A 19,381-nucleotide genomic window follows, 5' to 3' on the forward strand; every position below is an offset into this window, starting at 1 on the left:
GTTACAAGTTCCATCACATCGACACGACGCCGCTGGAACCCATCGTCGAGCGGTGGCTGAGGAAGGGATCACGATGAGGATCAACATCGCCAGCGCCTGGCGGCTGGTACCGCGGCGGCCGGCGGGCCGGCGCCGACCACCCCGGCGCCGGACCCTAAGGCGGATACCGGCGTCACCCCTGAGCAGGCGCGCGCGAAGGCGCTCGAGTCGGGTAACCACTCGTACACCCCGGCCCCGGAGCCGGCCGGCGACGCCGGCATCACGGGGTTCGCACCCAGCCCGCCAGCGGTGCCAGACGAGGACTTCGCGCGGGAGTGCGAGAACAGCCGCGCCGCGTCGGCCGACGAGTACGGGTTCGTGAAGAACCGGTTCCAGTGGTGTCGCAACATGATCGCCTTCCACTACGTCGTCGACAGCACCGGCCAGCGCACCGGGTTCATGTGGATGGACCTGACCGTCGTCGGCTACGGCCGCGACGACGGTCAACGCAACGTGCGCCTGTTCGTGCGGCCCAACGAGGTAGCCTTCGCGAAGTCCTACACCCCGACGACCAAGTTCGGGCTCGACATCGTCTGCCTCACAAACATCTCGTCCTGCCAGGAGCCCGACGACCACAACCTGACCATGGCGCAGTGGCTGGCTCTTCGGGTCTCCCGCGACTGGATCTCGTTCACCTTGAGCTCGGACGAGACCGAGGGCCTCGGCCCAGAAAAGGTGCTGTGGCACGACTTCGCCATCGAGGCCGAGTACTTCGACGGCGTCTCGGAATTCAACGGCGACTACGGCATCCGCTGCGACTCGGCGACGTACATCCCGAACGCAGCGAAGGCGTGCATTTTCTACGACGTCATTCCCCACCTCCAGTACTGGATCCTGAACGCCGACGGGACGAACAGCGGGCACAAGGCGGTGGCCGAACACATCCGGCAGGCCCAGGACCAGCCGAATACCACCTGGCCGCCCAAATTGGACGGCAGCAACAAGGTGATTCCGGGGAAGTACACGGGCGAGTCGAGCGCGTTCACGTGGCTGGAGCGGGTGTCCAGCGGCTCCGACCGGTACAAGGAAAACGGCACGGTCAAGGACTACTGGTGTTCGTTCCTGGAGCGCGAGGGCGACAATCAGTGCGACGAGTACCCGTTCGCCAGCACCTGGCAGGGCGCCGGACTCGGCGACGGCAACTTCTCGGTGAAGTACGTGCCCCAGCCCGACAACTCCAGCGCCGGCGGGTCCCTCGTCCAGTACTACAACCGCGACCGGATCCTCTACACCCCGTACGACTTCTTCTACGTTCAGGTCCTGGACCGCCAAGGGCAGGGCGGAAACTCGGACGGTCCGCCGATTGTCAGCGCGGGACCCGAGATCGACGGCGACGAGGGCTCGGCACTGCGGCTGTACGGTTCCGTGCGCGACTCGTCACCAGGACTGCAGATCCAGTGGACGGCGACGCCGGTCGAGAACGTGGACCCGGGCACGAGCTGCGTGTTCAGCGACGCGACGATCCCCCAGCCGACGATAACGTGCAACGACGACGGACTGTTCCTGGCTGAGCTGACCGTCAACGACGGAGTGAACCCGGCCGCCAGGGCCTCCACCCTCGTGACTGTCCACAATGTCAGCCCGGCCGTCCGAATCACCGAACCGACGGCCTGGCAGCTGTTCCGCGTGAACGGCCCGATCGTCTTCAACACACCGTTCACCGATCCGGGCACGAACGACACGCACTTCTGCCAGTACAACTTCGATCAGGGGTTCTCCGATCCCGCGTTCAGGCCCTCGGTGCCCAACAACTGCGGCCTCGTCAAGGGATACGATCACGCCGGCATGTATACGGTGACCGCCAGCGTGACCGACGACGACACCGGCCAGGACGACACGAGCGTAATGATCGTCGTATACGACCCGCATGAGGGATCGGCGACCATCACCGGGACTACCGCCACACCACCTGGGGCGGTGGTGGGAAACCCGACCGCGACCGGCGCCACCCACCTGGTCTACAACGCCCAATACCCGCTGGGCGGCAGTAGGCCGTACGACCCGGAGCTAAATGGCCAGGCACTGTCCTGGGTGGACGGAATACCATTCCGGCTGCAGCTGGTCGCGATGGAGTGGCTGGTCATCACCGAGGACGGCAACGTGGCCGGCCGAGGCACGGGCACGGTGAACGGTCAGACCGGCTACACCTGGGTCCTCTACGGCTGGGACTCCTGCGACGGCGCGAATAGCCCTGGCTGCCAGAACGTACCGACCGACAAGGTGCGGCTGGTCATCTTCGAAACCGCCACGGGCCAGGTGGTCTACGACCACAGCCCGGGCAGTCGCGAGTACGATGTGGATCGAATTTCGCCCACGGAACTGACGTCGGGCGCAGTGCGTGTCCGGCGCTGGCCGCGGAACTAGGAATCCACGCAAGCGGATCTGTGCGACTGACACCAACGCGGTCCGGGCCGGCGATGCCGCCGGCTCGGACCGGCGCCGAACGGCGCCGGGTCGAGAGGAACACATGCAGTCCCTTGGCAGCGTGCGGGCGCGCGTCACGCCCGACCACGGCTTCGTCATCGTGCTCGGCACTGGATACCAGAAGCCGTTCCTCCCCGACTTCAGGGAAGGCCGCCTCTGCTACGCCAGCGACGACATCCTGTACCTGATGAGCGCGATCGGCTGGGCCCACGACGACGAGGTGATCCTCGAGGCGTGGCCCGGCCAACCGCCGCCCGACCCAGCGGCGGAGCGCTCCGACACCACGAACATGGTCCTGAGTGAGGGCCGGATCTACGTCTCGCGCCTGATGGAGGCGGCGGTGAGCCCTGTGCTCACGGCCGGGTCGCCCGGGCCCTACCACGTACGGGTAGAGGTGACCGGCCGGGCGGCGGTCGCCACATACTACGAAGATCGCACCCCGGGCGATCCCCACGCCCTCGAACAGATGCGGGTCCACCTCTGGCCTGCGTCAGTCGGCGAGACCCTAGTAGACGACGACGGCGCTAAGGCGTGACAGACGATGCCGTTGATCTGGACGCAGGCTGTGGTCGTGGAGGAGCGGTTTCGCAGGCGATGAGTCGGTGGGGGACGGCGTCGCGGCGTTACCGGGCGTCAAGGCCGAGCATCCGCAGGGCGAGGTCGAGGGGTCAGCGTGTCGGCGGTGTTTTGGTGGCGCCGACCAGGTCGGCGACCGCCAGCACAAACTCGACTTGGCCCCTTTCGCGGATGCTGACCTGGCGGTTGCGTGAATGGGGAAGCACAGCGGCGGCAAATGCCGAGGCCGCGCTGGCCGGCGAGCCCATCGGCAGCCTGTTCCGCTGACGAGTAGCCGGAGATAGCCGGCCTGTTCCACACATCCCCCCGGTGAGAACAAGATCCAGTTCTGCGAGGCAGGTACTTTAAACGATTTTGGTCCATTGGTGCGTATGGATTAGAGAGAGCAGCGCCCACACCCCTCAAATGGATACCCTTGCCAACATGGAAAACGGGCGATCATTGAATCTGCCAAATCCATCAAAGCTGGGATCCGAGGACGAGTGGCGGCTGCTGCTGCCGTCACCCTGGTAGCCGCCGCACTAACCGGAGTAGCGCAGGCACCCGCAGCGGCCGCGGGATGTGTGCAGACCGGCTACATGCGAGACAACACAGATGTCGGCTCGCCCTCGTGGTATGAGGGCGTTGCCCGTTGCATCACGGGCGAGGGCTACGTTCAGGTCAAACTCTGGTGCACAAACTCCGTAGGCGGAGTCACAACCGTCTACGGCCAACGAAAGTGGTCGGATGGATCGTTTGCACGCGATTCCATCGCCCGCTGCCCCTATCCTGAATTCATTTACCCATACAGGATCGAGGTGCTTTTGGGTTAGCCGAGAAATGCTGACGCAATGGAATGGACGCGGGCGCACTGGTTGTTGGGTGTGTACCCGGGCGAGCTCGGACGTCACCGCATGCGCGTGCGACCGCGGCACACAGTCCTTACCAGTCAGGCATGTCAGGCGGCGAGCCGCGAGCCTGTCACATCGCCGGCGTATCACCAGCGCGAACGTGACCTGCCGACGAGCTCAGCGAGCCGTGCCTGCAGGTAGGTGTTGGCAGGGTCCATGGTGATGGCGGCCTCGAGGGTGGCGCGGGCGGAGTCGGGTGTGCTGCGGTCGGCTAATCGACGTAGGCGTCGAGCACGGTCCGGCGTACGTGCTCGCGCTGCGGCGACAGCCACGGCCAGCGTCGATTCTCGGCAAGCTCCCCTGTATACAGGTTCGTGACCGTGGTCCACGCGTCGATGAGGACCTCTCTAGTGACGGTGTGTGTGGCGAGGTCCGCGGCAGCGTGCAGCCGCCAGAGGTCGACGTCGAGCCGTGGGTGGAGCTGGTAATGGTCGCCGTCGCGATCGACCGCATCTGCGGCGTCGCCGGTGGCAAGGGTTCGGCGTAGTTCGCTGATTGTGGTTCAGAGCTTGCCGGTGGTGGAGTGCGGACGTTCGGCGGGCCAGATCGCTGTGACGAGCTGGTGGCTCGTGGCGCCAGCGGGGTGGACGGCTAGGTAGACCAGCACCTGCCACGCCGCCGAGCGGCGGATCGGTACCTCGTGTCCCTGGCGGCGAATCTCCAGCGGACCCAACGTTCGCAGCGACCATCGAGACCCGGTGGGGGCGGTCGCGTTGCCGCGGGCGCAGGCATTGCGGGGTCACGGAGGCCGGCTCAGTGGTGGGGTTGGTGGCGAGGTGGACGAGATCGGTGGCGGCACCTTCCGTTAGGAGGCAGAGGCGAGCAGGCCCCCACAGGTTCTGATTGGGTTGGTGGCAGGTAGCCGTCGCGGTCGATGTTCCAGGTGCGGCCGTCTGGCCATGGACCGATCAGGATCGCGTTGGCGTGGTGGGTGAGGGGTGTCGGCGAGCCGGGCTCGGGCAGCCGGGTCCGTCGGTGTGGCAGCTAGCAGGACTGCGGAACGTTCCGTGCGGCGGAGGGCGGTGAAGGCCTGGTCGAGGCTCGCGCACTCAACGAGGGCAGGGGCGCTAGCGGCAGGCACGGCGCCCGCAGCAGGTCAACGTCCCCACCGACCTCCTTACCGGCCGCCCGCACCAGCGCAAGCGCTAGGACCGGCCGGCGGCAATAGATGTCCCCCTCCGGTGTTCCCGCGGCGTTAGGTTGCGAACATCTATTCGCCGGGGGACCAGCGCTGAAACGTGGGTGATGCGAGACGAACGCTGAGCTACGGTCCTCCGATGCAGGCGTATGAGGTTCAGCGGGCAACACAGGCAGCCCTATCGAGCGCCTCGTCGCTCGGGCTAACCGCGCACGACGCCGCCGTCCTGCACAACTCGAACAAGCTCACCCTGCATCTGCGGCCCTGCGACGTGCTGGCCCGGGTGGCACCGGCGGCGCACCAGTGCGCACAGCTTGAAGTGGACGTCGCGCAGCGGTTGGCCGAGGTCGGGAGCCCGGTCGCCGCGCTTTTAAGGCCCGAGGTCTTCGTCCAGGACGACTACGTGGTCACCCTCTGGGCTTATTACGAACCGGTGACTACTCAACCGATCCCAAACGCGGATTTCGTCGACGCGCTCAAACGTCTGCACGCTGGAATGCGCAGGGTCGACCTGCCCACCCCGCACTTCACGGACCGGGTTTCTGAGGCCCAGACGCTCGTGGCCGATCACGGCCGAACACCGGAACTGGCTGACCCGGACCGGGTCTTCCTCGACCGCACGTTGGACCGCATGCGACGAGCGGTCAGCAACAGCGGCCTCCCTGAGCAGCTCCTACACGGCGAACCCCATCCCGGCAACCTGCTCGCGACCCGGATCGGCCCGCTTTTCATCGACTTCGAGACGTGCTGCCGAGGACCGATCGAGTTCGACCTGGCCCACGCGCCCGCCGAGGTCGGAGATGATTACCCGCGCGTCGATCACCAGGTGCTCCGAGATTGCCGGACACTCATGCTGGCGATGATCACAGCGTGGCGCTGGGATCGCGACGACCAGTTCCCCGACGGCCACCGCCTCGGCATGGAGTGGCTGAGCCAACTCCGGAAGGCAACGGCTCGGTCTGGATAAGTAGGCCGACTCACCTCATCCACAGGACAGTCGGCCATGCCGTTCCCGCTGGTTCACGTCACGCCGTGCTGATCAGTGCGGCTCGAGGACGGTGCGGCGGGCTTCGTCGATCAGTTCAAGGTGGCTGAGGCTGAGGCGCCCCTGCCAGTCGTCGGAGAAAAACTCGTCATTGCTGTTCTCGACGACAGCCGAGACCCTCAGCACGCTGCGACAGGACCGAGAGCTCGCAAGCAGGTTCCGAGTGGGCAACGGGAAGTGACCGCAGTTAAGGAGGGGCCGGCCAGAGCGGCATCATGGTACATGTACATATCGGAACGGGTCCTGTTGGGAACACGCTGGGCCCAGGAATAGGGCCACAGGCTGTCCGGCGGCGCGTCAACCGGTCATCGGTCGGTTTGCAGCGACCCGCTAGTCGGTTATGTGCGTGCGCTGTTTCTGATCACCGTGGGTACGTTGCTCCACCACCGTGCGGAGGCGCGGCTGTCCGGCGGCATGGCCAGGTCGGCTTCGATGGCCGCCAGCCCGCGTGTGTCGCCGGCGATGCCCAGCGCATAAGTGAGCCCGCGGAGGACCTCCCGCGCCGCTCTGGCGTGGGTGCGTGACCAGGCGAGACGATGGTGGTCGAGAGCGGCCGACCAAAACGCTGGCGGGCTAGCACCGGGCAGATGGGAAATGGCCCATGCGGCGCCGGCGCACGTGGCCGGGTCGAGGCCTGACGCCAGCACCATGTTCTCGACGACCCGCCGGTCCGCGGCGCCTCCGAGGAAGGGCAACGCCTCCAGGATGGCGCCGGCCCGTGCCGGATCGCGCATTACCGCCGGCGTACGCAGTTCGGCGCCGAGCGCGCGGGCCAGCGGGACCCGGTAAGGCGTGGCGCCTGCCACCTGGGCGGCATGGAGTCGGATGTCAAGGTTGGTGCTGAACAAGATCTCGTCAACGAGCCGCGCCAGCATCTCGTCGGAGGTGGGATCGGTGTAACCGGGAACGGTCGACACCACGTGCCCCACGACTCGTTCAACGGTGCGGTTGGACTGGTCGGGGTCTGCAGTGCGGCGTGCGGTCACTACGCCGGCCAGCCCCGGATCTGCGGCGAAAGCGCGGTGCAGGCGCCGGACCGAGTGGTCGTGCAACGCCGGCGGCAGGCGGCCGACGAGCTCGGCAGCCAAGGGCCGGACCAGGGTGTGCAGCTTCGGGTCGCTCAACAGGTGGATCGCGATATCGGCAATCCGGCGCAGCTCGTCCGATGTGAACAGCCGCTGTCGCACCTTGCTCACGGCGGCCAGCAGCGCGCCGCGGACGGCGCGCTCGGCGACTGGCTCGGTCAGTTGAGCGAAGAGTAACGCGGTGACGTCTGGTTCGACTGCGAGGTCGAGGATCGCGAATGGCTCGACGACGATCGGACAGCGCCTATCTCGGATCGTCGCCGCGCACGCAGCGACCACGTGTGGCCTCCCGCGCGGGTGCCACAGCAGCCGGTGCGTCGCTTCACTGCGCAGGCGCCAGGCCGGGCCGTCGGCGATGAGCTGCTCGGAGAGGAGCCGCTCGGCCAACCGGGTCCAGTGCCGCGGCGCCATCAGCACGCTTCGGGTCGCGGCGAGGAGCGTGGTGAGATCATCCCAGTCGGACCCGCTCATCCGGCGCGTCGTCCAAGGCCCGGTCGAGCAAGTCCTCGGCGCGGGAGAGCGTTGCCGCGTCGTCTGGGTCGACCCGGCGATCGAGCGGCGACGGCGCGAGGCGGTCGGTAGTCTGCCGCAGCACCGCGTCGACGATGCCGGTGAGGGCCTTGGCGGGCAGGCCAAGCGCCCTTTCGTACCCGGTGATGACCCGGTGAGGAACGGGGATCGTCCCGCTCTCCCAACGGCTAACCTGCCCAGCCGACGCCGGGCAGCCGTGCGAGCCGAGGCGTGCGGCGAAGTCGGCCACCCGTGCCCCACCGGCCGCGCCGCCGTAGCGTCGATTGATCCGCAACAACCAGGCGATCCGCATGCGCGGATCGCGTAGTTTCGCCAGCCCGAGGCGGCGGTGCGGCCGCCCAGGCCCGGCCGTCGATCGGGGCCGGGACACATCACTCAGCGTAGGGAACCCGGTGCGGACGGGGAAGAGCAGTTGTTGCCAAAGACGCCGGAACGCGCAACAAAACGTCTGCGTTGCTGTCGCGGCCCTTAATGTCGCGACTGCTAACGGCCATGGAGGTGATGGATATGAGGAGCCACCCGGCCCTGCCAACACTGCTGCTGATCGGTGCCACCACCCTCGCCGGCTGCGGCCAGCTCGGGGACCCACACCCGGCACCGAGCACAGTGCCGCAGACTTTCGGCGTCTACCTGAACTGCGGCGGACCAGCGGCGCCCAGCCAGCTACGCGACTACAGCTACGACCTCGACGGGGACGGCACCGCCGACCATTTCACCGCGATGCGCTGCCCCCGGACACAGAGCGATCAATTGGAGGTGTTCAGCGGCAGGTCGCCCGACGACCGCCCGCAACGGCTCGGCGGCGCCGACGCCGGCCCGCTGATCCACCGCGACGAACACGTCAACCTGGACTACAGCTGCCTGATGTTCTCCGGGCGCACAGTCCTCGTCGGAGTCCGCGATGCAGACGACGAGCCGAACGTAGTGCCGGTCGCCTGGATCGGCGAGTGGGACAGCGCACGCAAGAAGGTCGCCATGAGGCCAGACACACGCGGCTTCACGATCCCCTGCGCGGCCGCGGCGCCGCGTTGACAACCCCTTGATCGGGAGTTCCATGTGACGGGTCAACGAGGGCGCTCGTCGCCCACCTGCTGGTAGTCACGATCGCGTGCGTCGGCTTCGACGCGGCGTCACCATCGACCGCGAACGCGGCGCGCTTTGCGGGAACTGGCTTCTGAAGGCAGAGGTCTGTGCCTAAACAAGGCGCCGACCGGACCCATCCGTCGTCTCATGCCCACATCATCATCTACCCCACACCCGAGGCCCACCGGGCGAACAGATCAGCACGCGTCGTTGGATCAACTGGCAGAGCCTGCTGTCCCACCGTTCCGCTTCGTCGAGGCAGTCTCGCCGGATGATTTCGGCGTAGTTCTTCGCCGCGTGGGGGGAGAACCCGACCGCGCGGTGTTGATCGGCCAGGTCGTCGATTCGTGGGCAGGTCTGAACGACGATCATTTGGGCGGCGCGTTCCTGTGCCGGCGCGGCGCTTGCGGGCAGCGCGCCCAGCAACAATGAAGCCGCTGCCACAGTTGTGGCGGTGACGATACTTGTCGTGCGGAGTTGACATGACATTGGAGTCTCCTCGGGTCATGTGCGTTGTGATCGCACTTCACGCGCGATGTCTCCTCGGACGGTAGGCAAGACTGGTCGGCTACGAATCCGTGGAACCCCGTGTCGAATCCCCACACCGTGGCGGTCATGTCACGAGGGGTTCGGGCGCCTGCGTCGTCTACTTCAGGGAGCAGGCATCGACCGGCTTGATGGCGTAGTTGCGTGCGCTCGGGGGAGCCACAGCGCCGTACTGGAGGACAGAGCACGCTGACGTCAGATGAGGCAAGCGCCGCACCGTGCAAGCGGAGAGCCGATCCTGCTCTGCCGGGTTAAGACAGACGCTGGATCGAGCCGTCGGCCGGATATCTCCCTAGCTTGTGGCCGTCGTTTCTGCCGAGAATGGAGGTTGCTGACGGGAGGTGCGCTCGTCATGGCTGGACCGTTTCGAGTGGTGGGCCGAGCTGCCGAACTGGCCACGGCGCACCGCAGCCTGCTCGCAGATGGCCCGGGCCGCCTGTTGATCGCCGGCCCGGCAGGGATCGGGAAGACGGCTCTGCTAGGGGAGATCGCGTCGGCGGCGATCGCCGAGGGATTTAGGGTGCGGAGCTGTCGTCCGACCGCGGCCGAATACGATCTTCCGTTCGCGGGGTTGTACGACCTGCTCGGATCTGATGTCGAGGACGTCTCCGCGGAGTTGTCACCGCCACTGCGCCGTGCTCTGCGGGTTGCGTTGCTGCGCGAGGACCTTCCGCGCGATGGGCAGGATGTGCTCGCCGTGAATCTGGCCGTGCTGGAGGCTCTGGAGGCGCTGCTGCACCACCATCGGCTGCTGCTCACCATAGACGATGTCCAGTGGCTGGATATGCCTTCTCGGCGAGCACTGACGTTCGCCTTGCGGCGCCTGGCGGACCGTCCCATCTCGACTGCGTTCGTCGTTCGTGGCACAACGGAGGCCGCGCTGGAGCTGCTATTTGATCGTGCCGTCGTTGTCGAGCTCGGACCACTCTCTTCCGCGGAGATTGAGGAGGTGGTCAGGCCGCACGTCGGGTTTGTCCTACCGCCATTGCGGGCGGATGCCCTGCATCGCATGTCCGGTGGGATCCCCTACCTCGCGGTCGAGATCGCTCGGACAGCTCGGGGGCTTCCAGCGGATGTCACTGAGCTGCTGGTGCCGGCCCGGTTTCGGCTGGTGCTCGAGGCTCGGCTGGCACCGCTGTCGCTGGCATGCCGGCGTGTCCTGCTCGGGGCGGCGCTGTTGTCTCGTCCGCAGATCCCCACGCTGGATCGATTGTCGGGACCGCAGCCGTTAGCAGAGGCGTTTGAAGCGGGGGTGCTGCAGAGCGTCGATGGGGCTATCCGCTTTGATCATCCGCTGTTGGCGGCGACCGTCCGCGAGCAGGCGACGCCTGCGCAGCACCGTCAAATTCACGCAGAACTCGCCCGACTGGCCGTGGATCCGGTCGAGAGGGCACGGCACCTGGGGTTGGCGGCCACCGGCCGGGACAGTGGCGTCGCGGACGAGATAGAGGCGGCTGCGCATCACGCGCGCGCCAGCGCAGCCATTGCCACTGCCGCGGAACTGATGCGGCAGGCGCTGACCATCACTCCCCACGACGCGGTCCGAGACCGGGTTCGTCGCGCGGCCCTAGCCGCGGATTGGTACTCGACTGTCGGGGAGGTACAAGCGGCCCAACATTGCTTGGAACCCTTGCTGAAGGAACTCCCGCCAGGCCCTGAGCGCGCACGCTGCCTCCAGGCCCTGGAATGGACGCTGGGTCAGGAGATCCAACGTGGCCTCGCCCTCATCGACGAGGCGCTCTCCCAGCCCAACAAGGAGCGAGAGCTGACGGCCGAGCTGCTCCTTCAAAAGGCGGGTGTGCTGCGATGCATTGGGGACCTGATCGGTGCCCATGCCGAGGCTTCGGCGGCTGGCGCCGTCGCCGCCGCCATCCCCGACGGCCAGCTCGTCGCACGATCGGTCACAGCGAGGGCGGAGATTGACCTCTTCCTCGGCCGCGCACGACAGGGGCCGCTCGACTGGGGACTCGACGCGCTGGTCCCAGTCCATCCCGACAGCAATTACGCAGACCCGGGTCGCCTGCGGGCCTGGGCCGCCAGCTGGGCCGACGACAATGCCACCGCGGCGGATATCTTGGCCTCGCTGATCGACCAGGCGCATCAGGCGGGTGACCTCTATTCGGAGGGAGGCCTGTCGCTACACGCCGCCGAGGTGGCGCTGCGACAGGGGCGTCTACGCGAAGCAACGGACCTGGCGGCGCAGGGGTATCGGTTGCAGTCCGACGGGCTGAACGATCAGTTCCCTCTGTACGTCCAAGCGCACATCGCCGCCTGCAGCGGGGACGCCATCGCCGCGCTCCAAATGGCGAACGACGGGCTACGCATGGCCGCCCAGAGCGGCGACGCCATCTTCACCGCACAAAACCTCTTGGTGCTCGCCTTCGTCAAGCTGTCGACGGATGACCACGCCGCAGCCAGCCGCTACGCAAACGAGCTGGACAAGCTGCTCCGTCGCATGCGATGGGGCCACCCTGGGACATACCGCTGGCACGCTGACGCCGTCGAAGCGCACCTCGGAGCCGGCCTACTCGACGCCGCAACGTCCGTGACCTCCAGCCTCTGGGCGCAGGCGGACCGTCTGCGCCTGCGAGGATCCCAAGCCGTCGCGTCGCGCTGCCAGGGGCTCGTCAACGCCTATACCGGCGACACGAAACGCGCCCTGGAAGACCTGACACAGTCCCTATCGCTCGTGGACGGCCTCGATATCCCATTCGAACGTGGCCGAACACTGCTGGCCCTCGGTGTTACCCGCCGCCGCGCACGCCAGAAGGCCGCCGCACGCACCGCTCTGGAAGAGGCGCGCAACATCTTCTTCGCCATCGGTTTCCCGCTGTGGGTCGAACGGGCCGATCGAGAACTGACACGTGCGGGCGGCGGGGTCGGCGAGGGAGAACTGACCTCCGGAGAGCGGGCAGTCGCTGAGCTCGCTGCCGCCGGCGCGACCAACCAAGAGATCGCAGGCCGACTGTTCCTGAGTCCACGCACGGTCGAGACAGTTCTCACGCGGGTTTACCGCAAGATCGGCGTGAAGTCCCGTACACAGCTCTCCCGTCAACTCCGATGACCCGGGTTGGGCCGAGACCAACGCTAGGATGCGACGCGACCTCCTCGATCAATGCAGGCTGTGTTTGGCAACGCCCGCCGCACGCTAAGACACGCTGCGCACCCGTGGCGCCGTCGGCGGACACCGACAAGGCTCCGCGCCGAAGCACCCAGCCGCACCTGTTCCGCGGACTACTCACCTGCGGGCTGCTCGGCCGCAGGATGATCGCCAGCGTCCACCATGGCCACATTTACTACCGCTGCGTCGCCCGCACCCTAGGTTGATTACCCAACCTGACGTCGTCAGACGGCAACCGGAGGAGGCGAGCAGGCCAGCGGCACTCCCCGAACTATTGCAGCCGCGCCTAGTCTCCGCGGTCGACCGTCGCCGTGGATCTGCTCGATCAATGGCTCCAGGCAGTCCAGGACGCCGGCGTCGATGCAGAGTTGTCGCGGCGATCAGACAAATCCGAACCCGCGTTAGAGATGGCGGTGTCATCGACGACCCGAAAGGCCCTAGCGCTCGCCACGCGGCCGGCCGAGATTGCCGCTGACGAGACCCGGCCCAGCCAGTTGCGCGCCGCAGCCCGCAACGCCCGGTGCCGGACTCGATGTGTCGGAGCTGACCGACGAGGCGATCGTCACCGAACTGACCGGCCGCCTCCGTGATCGCCGGAGACGATCGTGAGACAGCCGACCACATCCCAATCGCTCTCGCGCCCGTCAGGTGTGGACGCTCGAGTCGCCACCGACCCGTGCAACCAAGGACAGGCGCGCGCGCATCTGCCGCGAAGCGGCGCGTGCTCTTCTGCCGCTGAATGAGTGCACGGTCGCCGAAGCGACCAGTCGGGCGGCCAAACGCACCGCCAGGGACAGCCGGCGTCGTTCGGGGGCGAGTAGAGGCGGCCGCCGGTCCGGGTCACGGCGGGTCAGGCGACTAGACGACGCGGCTATATGCCTTCGGGTGGACCCGCGCGGTGGCAGTGGCTTGCGCGGCTGCGGCAGCAACCCACAACCGCTGCTACCCGCGAGGCAGGCCAGCGGCTGTCCGTTGTGGAACTCGGTCGCCGGTTACGACCTTGCCTGCTTGACTTCCAGGCATGATCAGTGATGTGACGCTCCGTGCGTTCCTGGCGGATCTGTGGGGACTGGCAGGGGCAACGGTCGAGGTGCACAACGGCGGTTTGAATTCCGCGACGTGGTTCGTCGCCAGCGGCGGCGAGCGCTGGGTCGCCAAAACGGTCGTTCCGGCCTCGCGGCGGTCGTTCGCGGCGGGCCTCACGATCGCGGCCGCACTCGACAACGCGGGGATCCCCGCCGGAGCGCCGTTGGCGACCCGCCACGGAGATCACGTTGTTGATGTCGATGGCATCCCGTTGGCCTTGCTGACCTGGGTTCCGGGCGAGGAACTGTCGGGCTCCGATCCTGGCCATCAGCAACTGATCGGCACGACTCTCGCAGGAGTGCACCGGACGCTGCTTGACGTGTCGGTTCCCGATACGGAACGGTTTCATTGGGTCGACCCGCAGGGTGAGCACCTGAGCATTCGACCGTGGGTGCGAGCGGCCGTCGCCGCAGCTGTCGCGGCTTACGACGAGCTCAATCCTCGAACGCTGTCGTGGGGCCTGCTGCACACCGATCCCGCACCGGAGGCGTTCCGGATGGCCAGCCCTCAGGGAGTCTGCGGTTTGATCGACTGGAGCACCGCCATGCTCGGTCCATTGCTGTATGACCTGGCGTCGGCCGTCATGTACGCCGGAGGGCCAGACCACGCCGATGCCTTGATCGAGGCCTATCTGGAACAAGGAGTGGTGCCACGGGCCGAGGTCGAACGGGCGATGTGGGTGATGCTGCGCTTCCGGTGGGCGGTGCAGGCCGACTACTTCGCCCACCGCATCGCAACCCACGACCTGACCGGCATCATCAGCGCCGCCGACAACGAACGCGGCCTCGCGGAGGCGTACGCCTGGCTCAACCGCCTGAACGAGAGGGCCGCCGCGCCGTGAAGCAGCACGAGTAGGAACATCGCGCCGCCTTCGTCAGGCGACCGCATGGAAGGCGCACCCCGAAGCCGTTGGGCGGTTCGAAAGTCTGCGGCGCAGGTTCGAATCGCCCGGGCCCGGGCAAACGCGCTACTCGAAATCAATGGCAGGTTACGCCAAGCATGGGAACAGGATTTGATCAACGCTGAGTTGGTGATTGGGACAGCATCGTGGCGTTTGCCCAGCTAGAGCGCACTCGGAGTCCAGGCAACGCGGCGCTGCCGTGGTGTCCGAGGTCAAGCGTTCTCTGATTTCGCGGGCCGCCGTGGCTTGCTGTTCCCACCTAGCGCCATGCCGTGCGTTTGTCGAGCCCGGGCCTGACGGGGGAGATGGTGACTGGTGAACGGCTTCGAAACACAGGTCGCTCGAGCGGCCGGCGCAGCGCTGCTCAAGCTTGGTACCCGCGTGGTCGATGCCACCCGCCGTAAGCAGCTTCTCCTCTCCGTGCGTTCGCCGACGGCGGTGGCGGCCGCCGACCGGCTACGCGCCGAACTCGAACCCGCCGAGTCAGCGAACCTCGCGCGCTATGTCGCGTCAAGCCCCACCTCCATGCCTCGAAACGCGGCCCGAGACGCACTCTCGGCTGGCCCCTGACCTGCGAGAACAGCGCCCGCCGCGCAGCGCGATCTTGACGGCGGGATACAGCCCGAAACTGCGCACGGCCGGGCGGTTGTCCCTGGTCACGCACGTCTACGTCGGCAATTTACCGCGGCTGTAGGCGGTCTCTGGGCGGGCAGGTGGCCTGGCGACCTGCGCATGTCGGCGGCGCGAAATGTGGATCATGGCCGGTAGTCCCGGGCGGGAGACCAGACTGTCAAGCGCCGCATCCGCTCATGCCGATGAGAGTGACCGCCCTTCACAAACTGATGACGCCCCGTTACATTGTCGTCTATCCATGGGAGCGCTCCCGAGCCCTGGACCTGCCCCCACCCTGCGACAGGAGTAACCGTCATGCACCACGTCAGACGCCTCCGGCGGGCGCGGTCCGACCAGCCGTGGCCACGCCGTGTCCTCGCCGCCGGTGCGGCCCTGGTCACCGGGCTCACCGTCGGCGCCGTCCCCGGTCCCGCGTCCGCGGCCGTCCCCGCCACGACCGCCGTGCAGGCCGCCGCGCCCGCCTACAACTACGCCGAGGCATTGCAGAAGTCCCTCCTCTTCTACGAGGCCCAGCAGTCCGGCCCCAAGCCCTCCTGGAACCGCGTGTCCTGGCGCGGGGACTCCGCGTTGACCGACGGCGCCGACGTCGGGGTCGACCTGACCGGCGGCTGGTTCGACGCCGGCGACCACGTCAAGTTCGGCTTCCCGATGGCGTTCAGCGCCACCATGCTCGCCTGGGGCGCGGTCGAGTACCGGGACGGCTACGTGGCCTCCGGGCAGCTCACGCACCTGCTCAACAACCTGCGCTTCGTCAACGACTACTTCGTCAAGGCGCACCCGTCACCGAACGTCCTCTACGGACAGATCGGCAACGGCGACGCCGACCACAAGTGGTGGGGTCCGGCCGAGGTGATGCCGATGGCGCGTCCCTCGTACAAAATCGATGCGAGCTGTGGCGGCGCGGACCTGGCCGGGGAGACCGCGGCGGCGATGGCCGCGTCGTCCATGGTCTTCCGACCAACCGACGCCGCGTACGCCGACAAGCTGCTCGGCCACGCGAAGCAGCTCTACACGTTCGCCGACACGGTGCGGAAGAGCTACCACGAGTGCATCACCGACGCGACCAACTTCTACCGGTCGTGGAGCGGCTACCAGGACGAGCTGGTCTGGGGTGCGATCTGGCTGTACCGGGCCACCGGCGACGCCACATACCTCGCCAAGGCCGAGAGCGAGTACGACCTGCTCGGCAACGAGAACCAGACCACCACCAAGTCCTACAAGTGGACGATCGCCTGGGACAACAAGCAGTACGGCGCGTACGTGCTGCTGGCCCGCCTGACCGGCAAGCAGAAGTACCTGGACGACGCCAACCGGTGGCTCGACTACTGGACCGTCGGCGTGAACGGGCAACGGGTGCCGTACTCGCCGGGCGGCATGGCGGTGCTCGACTCGTGGGGCGCGCTGCGCTACGCGGCGAACACCAGCTTCGTCGCCCTGCTGCACGGTGACCACCTCACCGACGCCACCCGCAAGGCGCGGTACCAGGACTTCGCGCTGCGGCAGATCAACTACGCGCTCGGCGACAACCCGCGCAACTCCAGCTACGTCATCGGGTTCGGCGCCAACTCGCCGAAGAACCCGCACCACCGCACCGCGCACGGCTCCTGGTGGGACAGCCAGACCGTGCCCGAGGAGACCCGGCATGTGCTCTACGGCGCGCTGGTGGGTGGGCCCTCGTCGGCCAACGACGCGTACAGCGACACCCGGTCGGACTACGTGATGAACGAGGTCGCCACCGACTACAACGCCGGCTTCACCTCCGCGCTCGCCGCGCTGGTGACCAAGCACGGCGGCGCCCCGCTGGCGAACTTCCCGGTCGCCGAGACCCCGGACCGCGACGAGTTGACCGTGGAGACCACGGTGATGCAGGCCGAGCCGCGGGGCACCGGGCTCAAGGCCATCATCTACAACCGCTCCGCGTACCCGGCCCGCGCCCTGACCGACGCGAAGTTCCGCTACTACTTCCGCGCCGAGGGCGCGACGCCCGTCGTGGTCACCCCTGGCTACACCCAGGGCTGCCCGTCGCCGTCCACGGCCCGCCAGGTCTCCGGCGACCTCTGGTACGTCGAGGTCGACTGCACCGGGCACACCATCGCCCCGGCCGGGCAGTCGCAGCACCGGATGGAGGTGCAGTTCAAGGTCGGCGTACCGGAGGGTGGCACCTGGGACCCGACCAACGACCCGTCGTACAGCACCGTCGCCGGGCCCAACCGCAACGTGCCGCTCTACGCCGGTGGTCGGCGGGTCTGGGGCGTCGAGCCCGGCGCGCCCACCCCGGACACCACCGCGCCCACGGCGCCCGGCCGGCCGACCGCGTCGGCGGTCACCGCGACCGGCGCGACCCTGAGCTGGGCGGCGTCGACCGACAACGTGGGCGTCACCGGGTACGACGTCTACCGCGAGGCCGGCGCCACCGACGTCCTCGTCGGCTCGCCCCCCGCCGCCACGTTCGCGGTGACCGGGCTGACCGCCGCCACGTCCTACGCGTTCTACGTGGTGGCCAAGGACGCTGCGGGCAACCGCTCCGCCGCGTCCGCACCGGTCTCCGTCACCACCACCGACCCGCCCGCGCTGGACGCCGTCGCGCCGACCGCGCCCGGCCAGCCGACCGCGTCCACGATCACCGCAAGCGGGGTGACCCTGAGCTGGGCGGCGTCGAGCGACAACGTCGGCGTCACCGGCTACCGGGTCTACCGGGAGAACGGCGCGACGGACCCGCTCGTCGGGTCGCCCACCGGCACCACGCTCGCGGTGACCGGGCTGACCGCGGCCACCGCGTACACCTTCTACGTGGTGGCCGCCGACGCGGCCGGCAACACCTCCCCGGCGTCCGCGTCGGTCACCGTGACCACGTCGGCGCCGCCCGCCGCCGGTGCCTGCACGGTGGCGTACGCGACAAACGACTGGGGCAGCGGGTTCACCGCGAACATCACGATCAGCAACACCGGGACGACCGCGATCAACGGCTGGAGCCTCGGCTTCACCTTCCCGCACACCGGGCAGAGGGTCAGCCAGGGCTGGTCGGCGACGTTCACCCAAACCGGTACGGCGGTCACCGCGACGAGCCTGTCCTACAACGGTGCGCTGGCACCGGGGGCGTCGACCGGCATCGGCTTCAACGGCACCCACACGGGCAGCAACCCGAGGCCGACCAGCTTCACCCTCAACGGCGTCGCCTGCACCGCCTGATTCGCGTCGAGATCTTGGACAGTTACCGTTCCGCAGAGCGGTAACTGTCCAAGATTCACGTGTGAGGGTCGCCAGCCGATGCGGTGAGGACTCGATGGACCGTGGCGGCTACTAGTCGGGGCGGGCGCGGACAGCCAGGCCGGAAACCGCAGGATCCGATCACCGCTGGTCCACACGTCGTTCTGCCGCCGCATGGCCGCCGCCCACTGAGCCTTTCCGAGTAACGGTCGCCGACTGGATGCAGGCTCTGCGATCGGCTCAGTCCGTTCTCGACCCCTGGAGCTCGAATTCTGCGTGGGTTCGTAGCGCGCAGGTTCGAGCCCCACCTCGACGGGCCGAGACGCGCCCCTACGCGCATCGAGACGCAGGCCTTGAGCTGGGAAGATGCGATGGAACGAGCAGGTCTTTCTCGAGGGCGGGATCCAGCCCAAAAACTGCGCACCGTCCGGGCGGTTGTCCCTGGTCACGGACGTCTACGTCGGCGATTGACCGCGTCGGCACAAGGCGAGAAGTTGACCCTCCGTGGACCGAGCGCGCGAAGAAGCTCCGCGAGATCGGGGGAGAGCTGAGCTATCCGAATGACCTTCGAAACAGCGCGAACACGCTGGCGAAAAGCATCGAACGGGGATAGCGCGTGGCGGTGAACACACGATTGGCCGGTCACCCCCCGGCGACCTCCCTCCAGCGCTGCTCGTGGCGCACTATGCAACTGTCTTCGGCATGGCCGCTGACAGTTGCGCAGGAGTCCTGTGAGCTGTCCCGACTTGTCCATCGCTGGCCAGCCACGGCCTGGCTACGGATGGGCGGCTACGTGCACCCACCGACCAGATTGCATTTCCTCGCTTATCCGGCCGCAAGAGGGCCACACCCCGATCAGGAGTTCCGGACCATACCAGGATTGCCGGACAACGTCGTATTCCACACCGTCGACCGTGACTCGACTGGTATTGATGCTCTCATTTCGCTCGGCGGTGCCCAGCTTCTCGCCAGTGTCTTCGTTCACAACCCTCGCTGTAGTCATCTCTAAGTGCGTGTTTGAGATGTCGGTTAGATCCAGGTGAACGCGGTGGTGTTGTCGTTGGGCGGCTGGCTGC

Annotated in this window: 12 protein-coding genes; 9 read left to right on the forward strand and 3 right to left on the reverse strand. The window is 67.4% G+C overall.

The window, feature by feature from the left end; all coding sequences use genetic code 11:
• The first annotated feature begins 444 nt into the window (after nt 1–444).
• The 3 genes from AB0H87_RS00455 to AB0H87_RS00465 all read left to right on the forward strand — a co-directional run bounded on the left by AB0H87_RS00455 (nt 445) and on the right by AB0H87_RS00465 (nt 6,034).
• Nucleotides 445–2,403: a NucA/NucB deoxyribonuclease domain-containing protein gene (locus AB0H87_RS00455; protein WP_360137159.1), complete on the forward strand. Its 1,959-nt coding sequence runs from the start codon at nt 445–447 to the stop codon at nt 2,401–2,403.
• 103 nt (nt 2,404–2,506) lie between these two features.
• On the forward strand, nt 2,507–2,998 hold the full coding sequence (locus AB0H87_RS00460) for a hypothetical protein (protein WP_360137162.1): 492 nt from the start codon (nt 2,507–2,509) through the stop codon (nt 2,996–2,998).
• Nucleotides 2,999–5,206: 2,208 nt separating this feature from the next.
• A complete protein-coding gene (locus AB0H87_RS00465; RefSeq protein WP_360137165.1) occupies nt 5,207–6,034 on the forward strand; it encodes an aminoglycoside phosphotransferase family protein in 828 nt (275 codons plus the stop codon).
• A 72-nt stretch (nt 6,035–6,106) separates the two neighbouring features.
• On the opposite strand, the gene AB0H87_RS00470 is transcribed toward AB0H87_RS00465, so the two are convergent.
• The 3 genes from AB0H87_RS00470 to AB0H87_RS00480 all read right to left on the reverse strand — a co-directional run bounded on the left by AB0H87_RS00470 (nt 6,107) and on the right by AB0H87_RS00480 (nt 8,020).
• A complete protein-coding gene (locus AB0H87_RS00470; RefSeq protein WP_360137168.1) occupies nt 6,107–6,238 on the reverse strand; it encodes a hypothetical protein in 132 nt (43 codons plus the stop codon).
• Nucleotides 6,239–6,450: 212 nt separating this feature from the next.
• A complete protein-coding gene (locus AB0H87_RS00475) occupies nt 6,451–7,668 on the reverse strand; it encodes a hypothetical protein (RefSeq protein WP_360137171.1) in 1,218 nt (405 codons plus the stop codon).
• Complete coding sequence (locus AB0H87_RS00480; RefSeq protein WP_360137174.1) at nt 7,646–8,020, reverse strand: hypothetical protein; 375 nt, start codon at nt 8,018–8,020, stop codon at nt 7,646–7,648. The genes AB0H87_RS00475 and AB0H87_RS00480 overlap by 23 nt, the downstream gene beginning before the upstream one ends.
• Nucleotides 8,021–8,235: 215 nt before the next feature.
• On the opposite strand from AB0H87_RS00480, the gene AB0H87_RS00485 reads away from it, so the two are divergent.
• From AB0H87_RS00485 to AB0H87_RS00510, 6 genes are all read left to right on the forward strand, one after another.
• Entirely contained in the window at nt 8,236–8,760 is a 525-nt protein-coding gene (locus AB0H87_RS00485) for a hypothetical protein (RefSeq protein WP_360137177.1), read from the forward strand.
• Nucleotides 8,761–9,021: 261 nt separating this feature from the next.
• Nucleotides 9,022–9,243, forward strand: a complete 222-nt coding sequence (locus AB0H87_RS00490; protein WP_360137180.1) for a hypothetical protein — start codon at nt 9,022–9,024, stop codon at nt 9,241–9,243.
• Between the two features lie 466 nt (nt 9,244–9,709).
• Complete coding sequence (locus AB0H87_RS00495; protein ID WP_360137183.1) at nt 9,710–12,421, forward strand: AAA family ATPase; 2,712 nt, start codon at nt 9,710–9,712, stop codon at nt 12,419–12,421.
• A gap of 1,078 nt (nt 12,422–13,499) precedes the next feature.
• The gene (locus AB0H87_RS00500) at nt 13,500–14,405 is read left to right on the forward strand and encodes a phosphotransferase (RefSeq protein ID WP_360137186.1); all 906 of its coding nucleotides are present in this window, start codon (nt 13,500–13,502) and stop codon (nt 14,403–14,405) included.
• Nucleotides 14,406–14,780: 375 nt separating this feature from the next.
• Nucleotides 14,781–15,035 carry a hypothetical protein gene (locus AB0H87_RS00505; RefSeq protein WP_360137189.1) on the forward strand — a complete coding sequence of 85 codons (255 nt, stop codon included), beginning with the start codon at nt 14,781–14,783 and terminating at the stop codon, nt 15,033–15,035.
• Between the two features lie 357 nt (nt 15,036–15,392).
• Nucleotides 15,393–18,287, forward strand: coding sequence for a glycoside hydrolase family 9 protein (locus AB0H87_RS00510; protein WP_360137192.1), 2,895 nt, complete (start codon nt 15,393–15,395; stop codon nt 18,285–18,287).
• Nucleotides 18,288–19,381 lie beyond the last annotated feature (1,094 nt).

It is taken from the genome of Asanoa sp. NPDC050611 (assembly GCF_040654855.1).
Classification (GTDB): domain Bacteria; phylum Actinomycetota; class Actinomycetes; order Mycobacteriales; family Micromonosporaceae; genus Asanoa.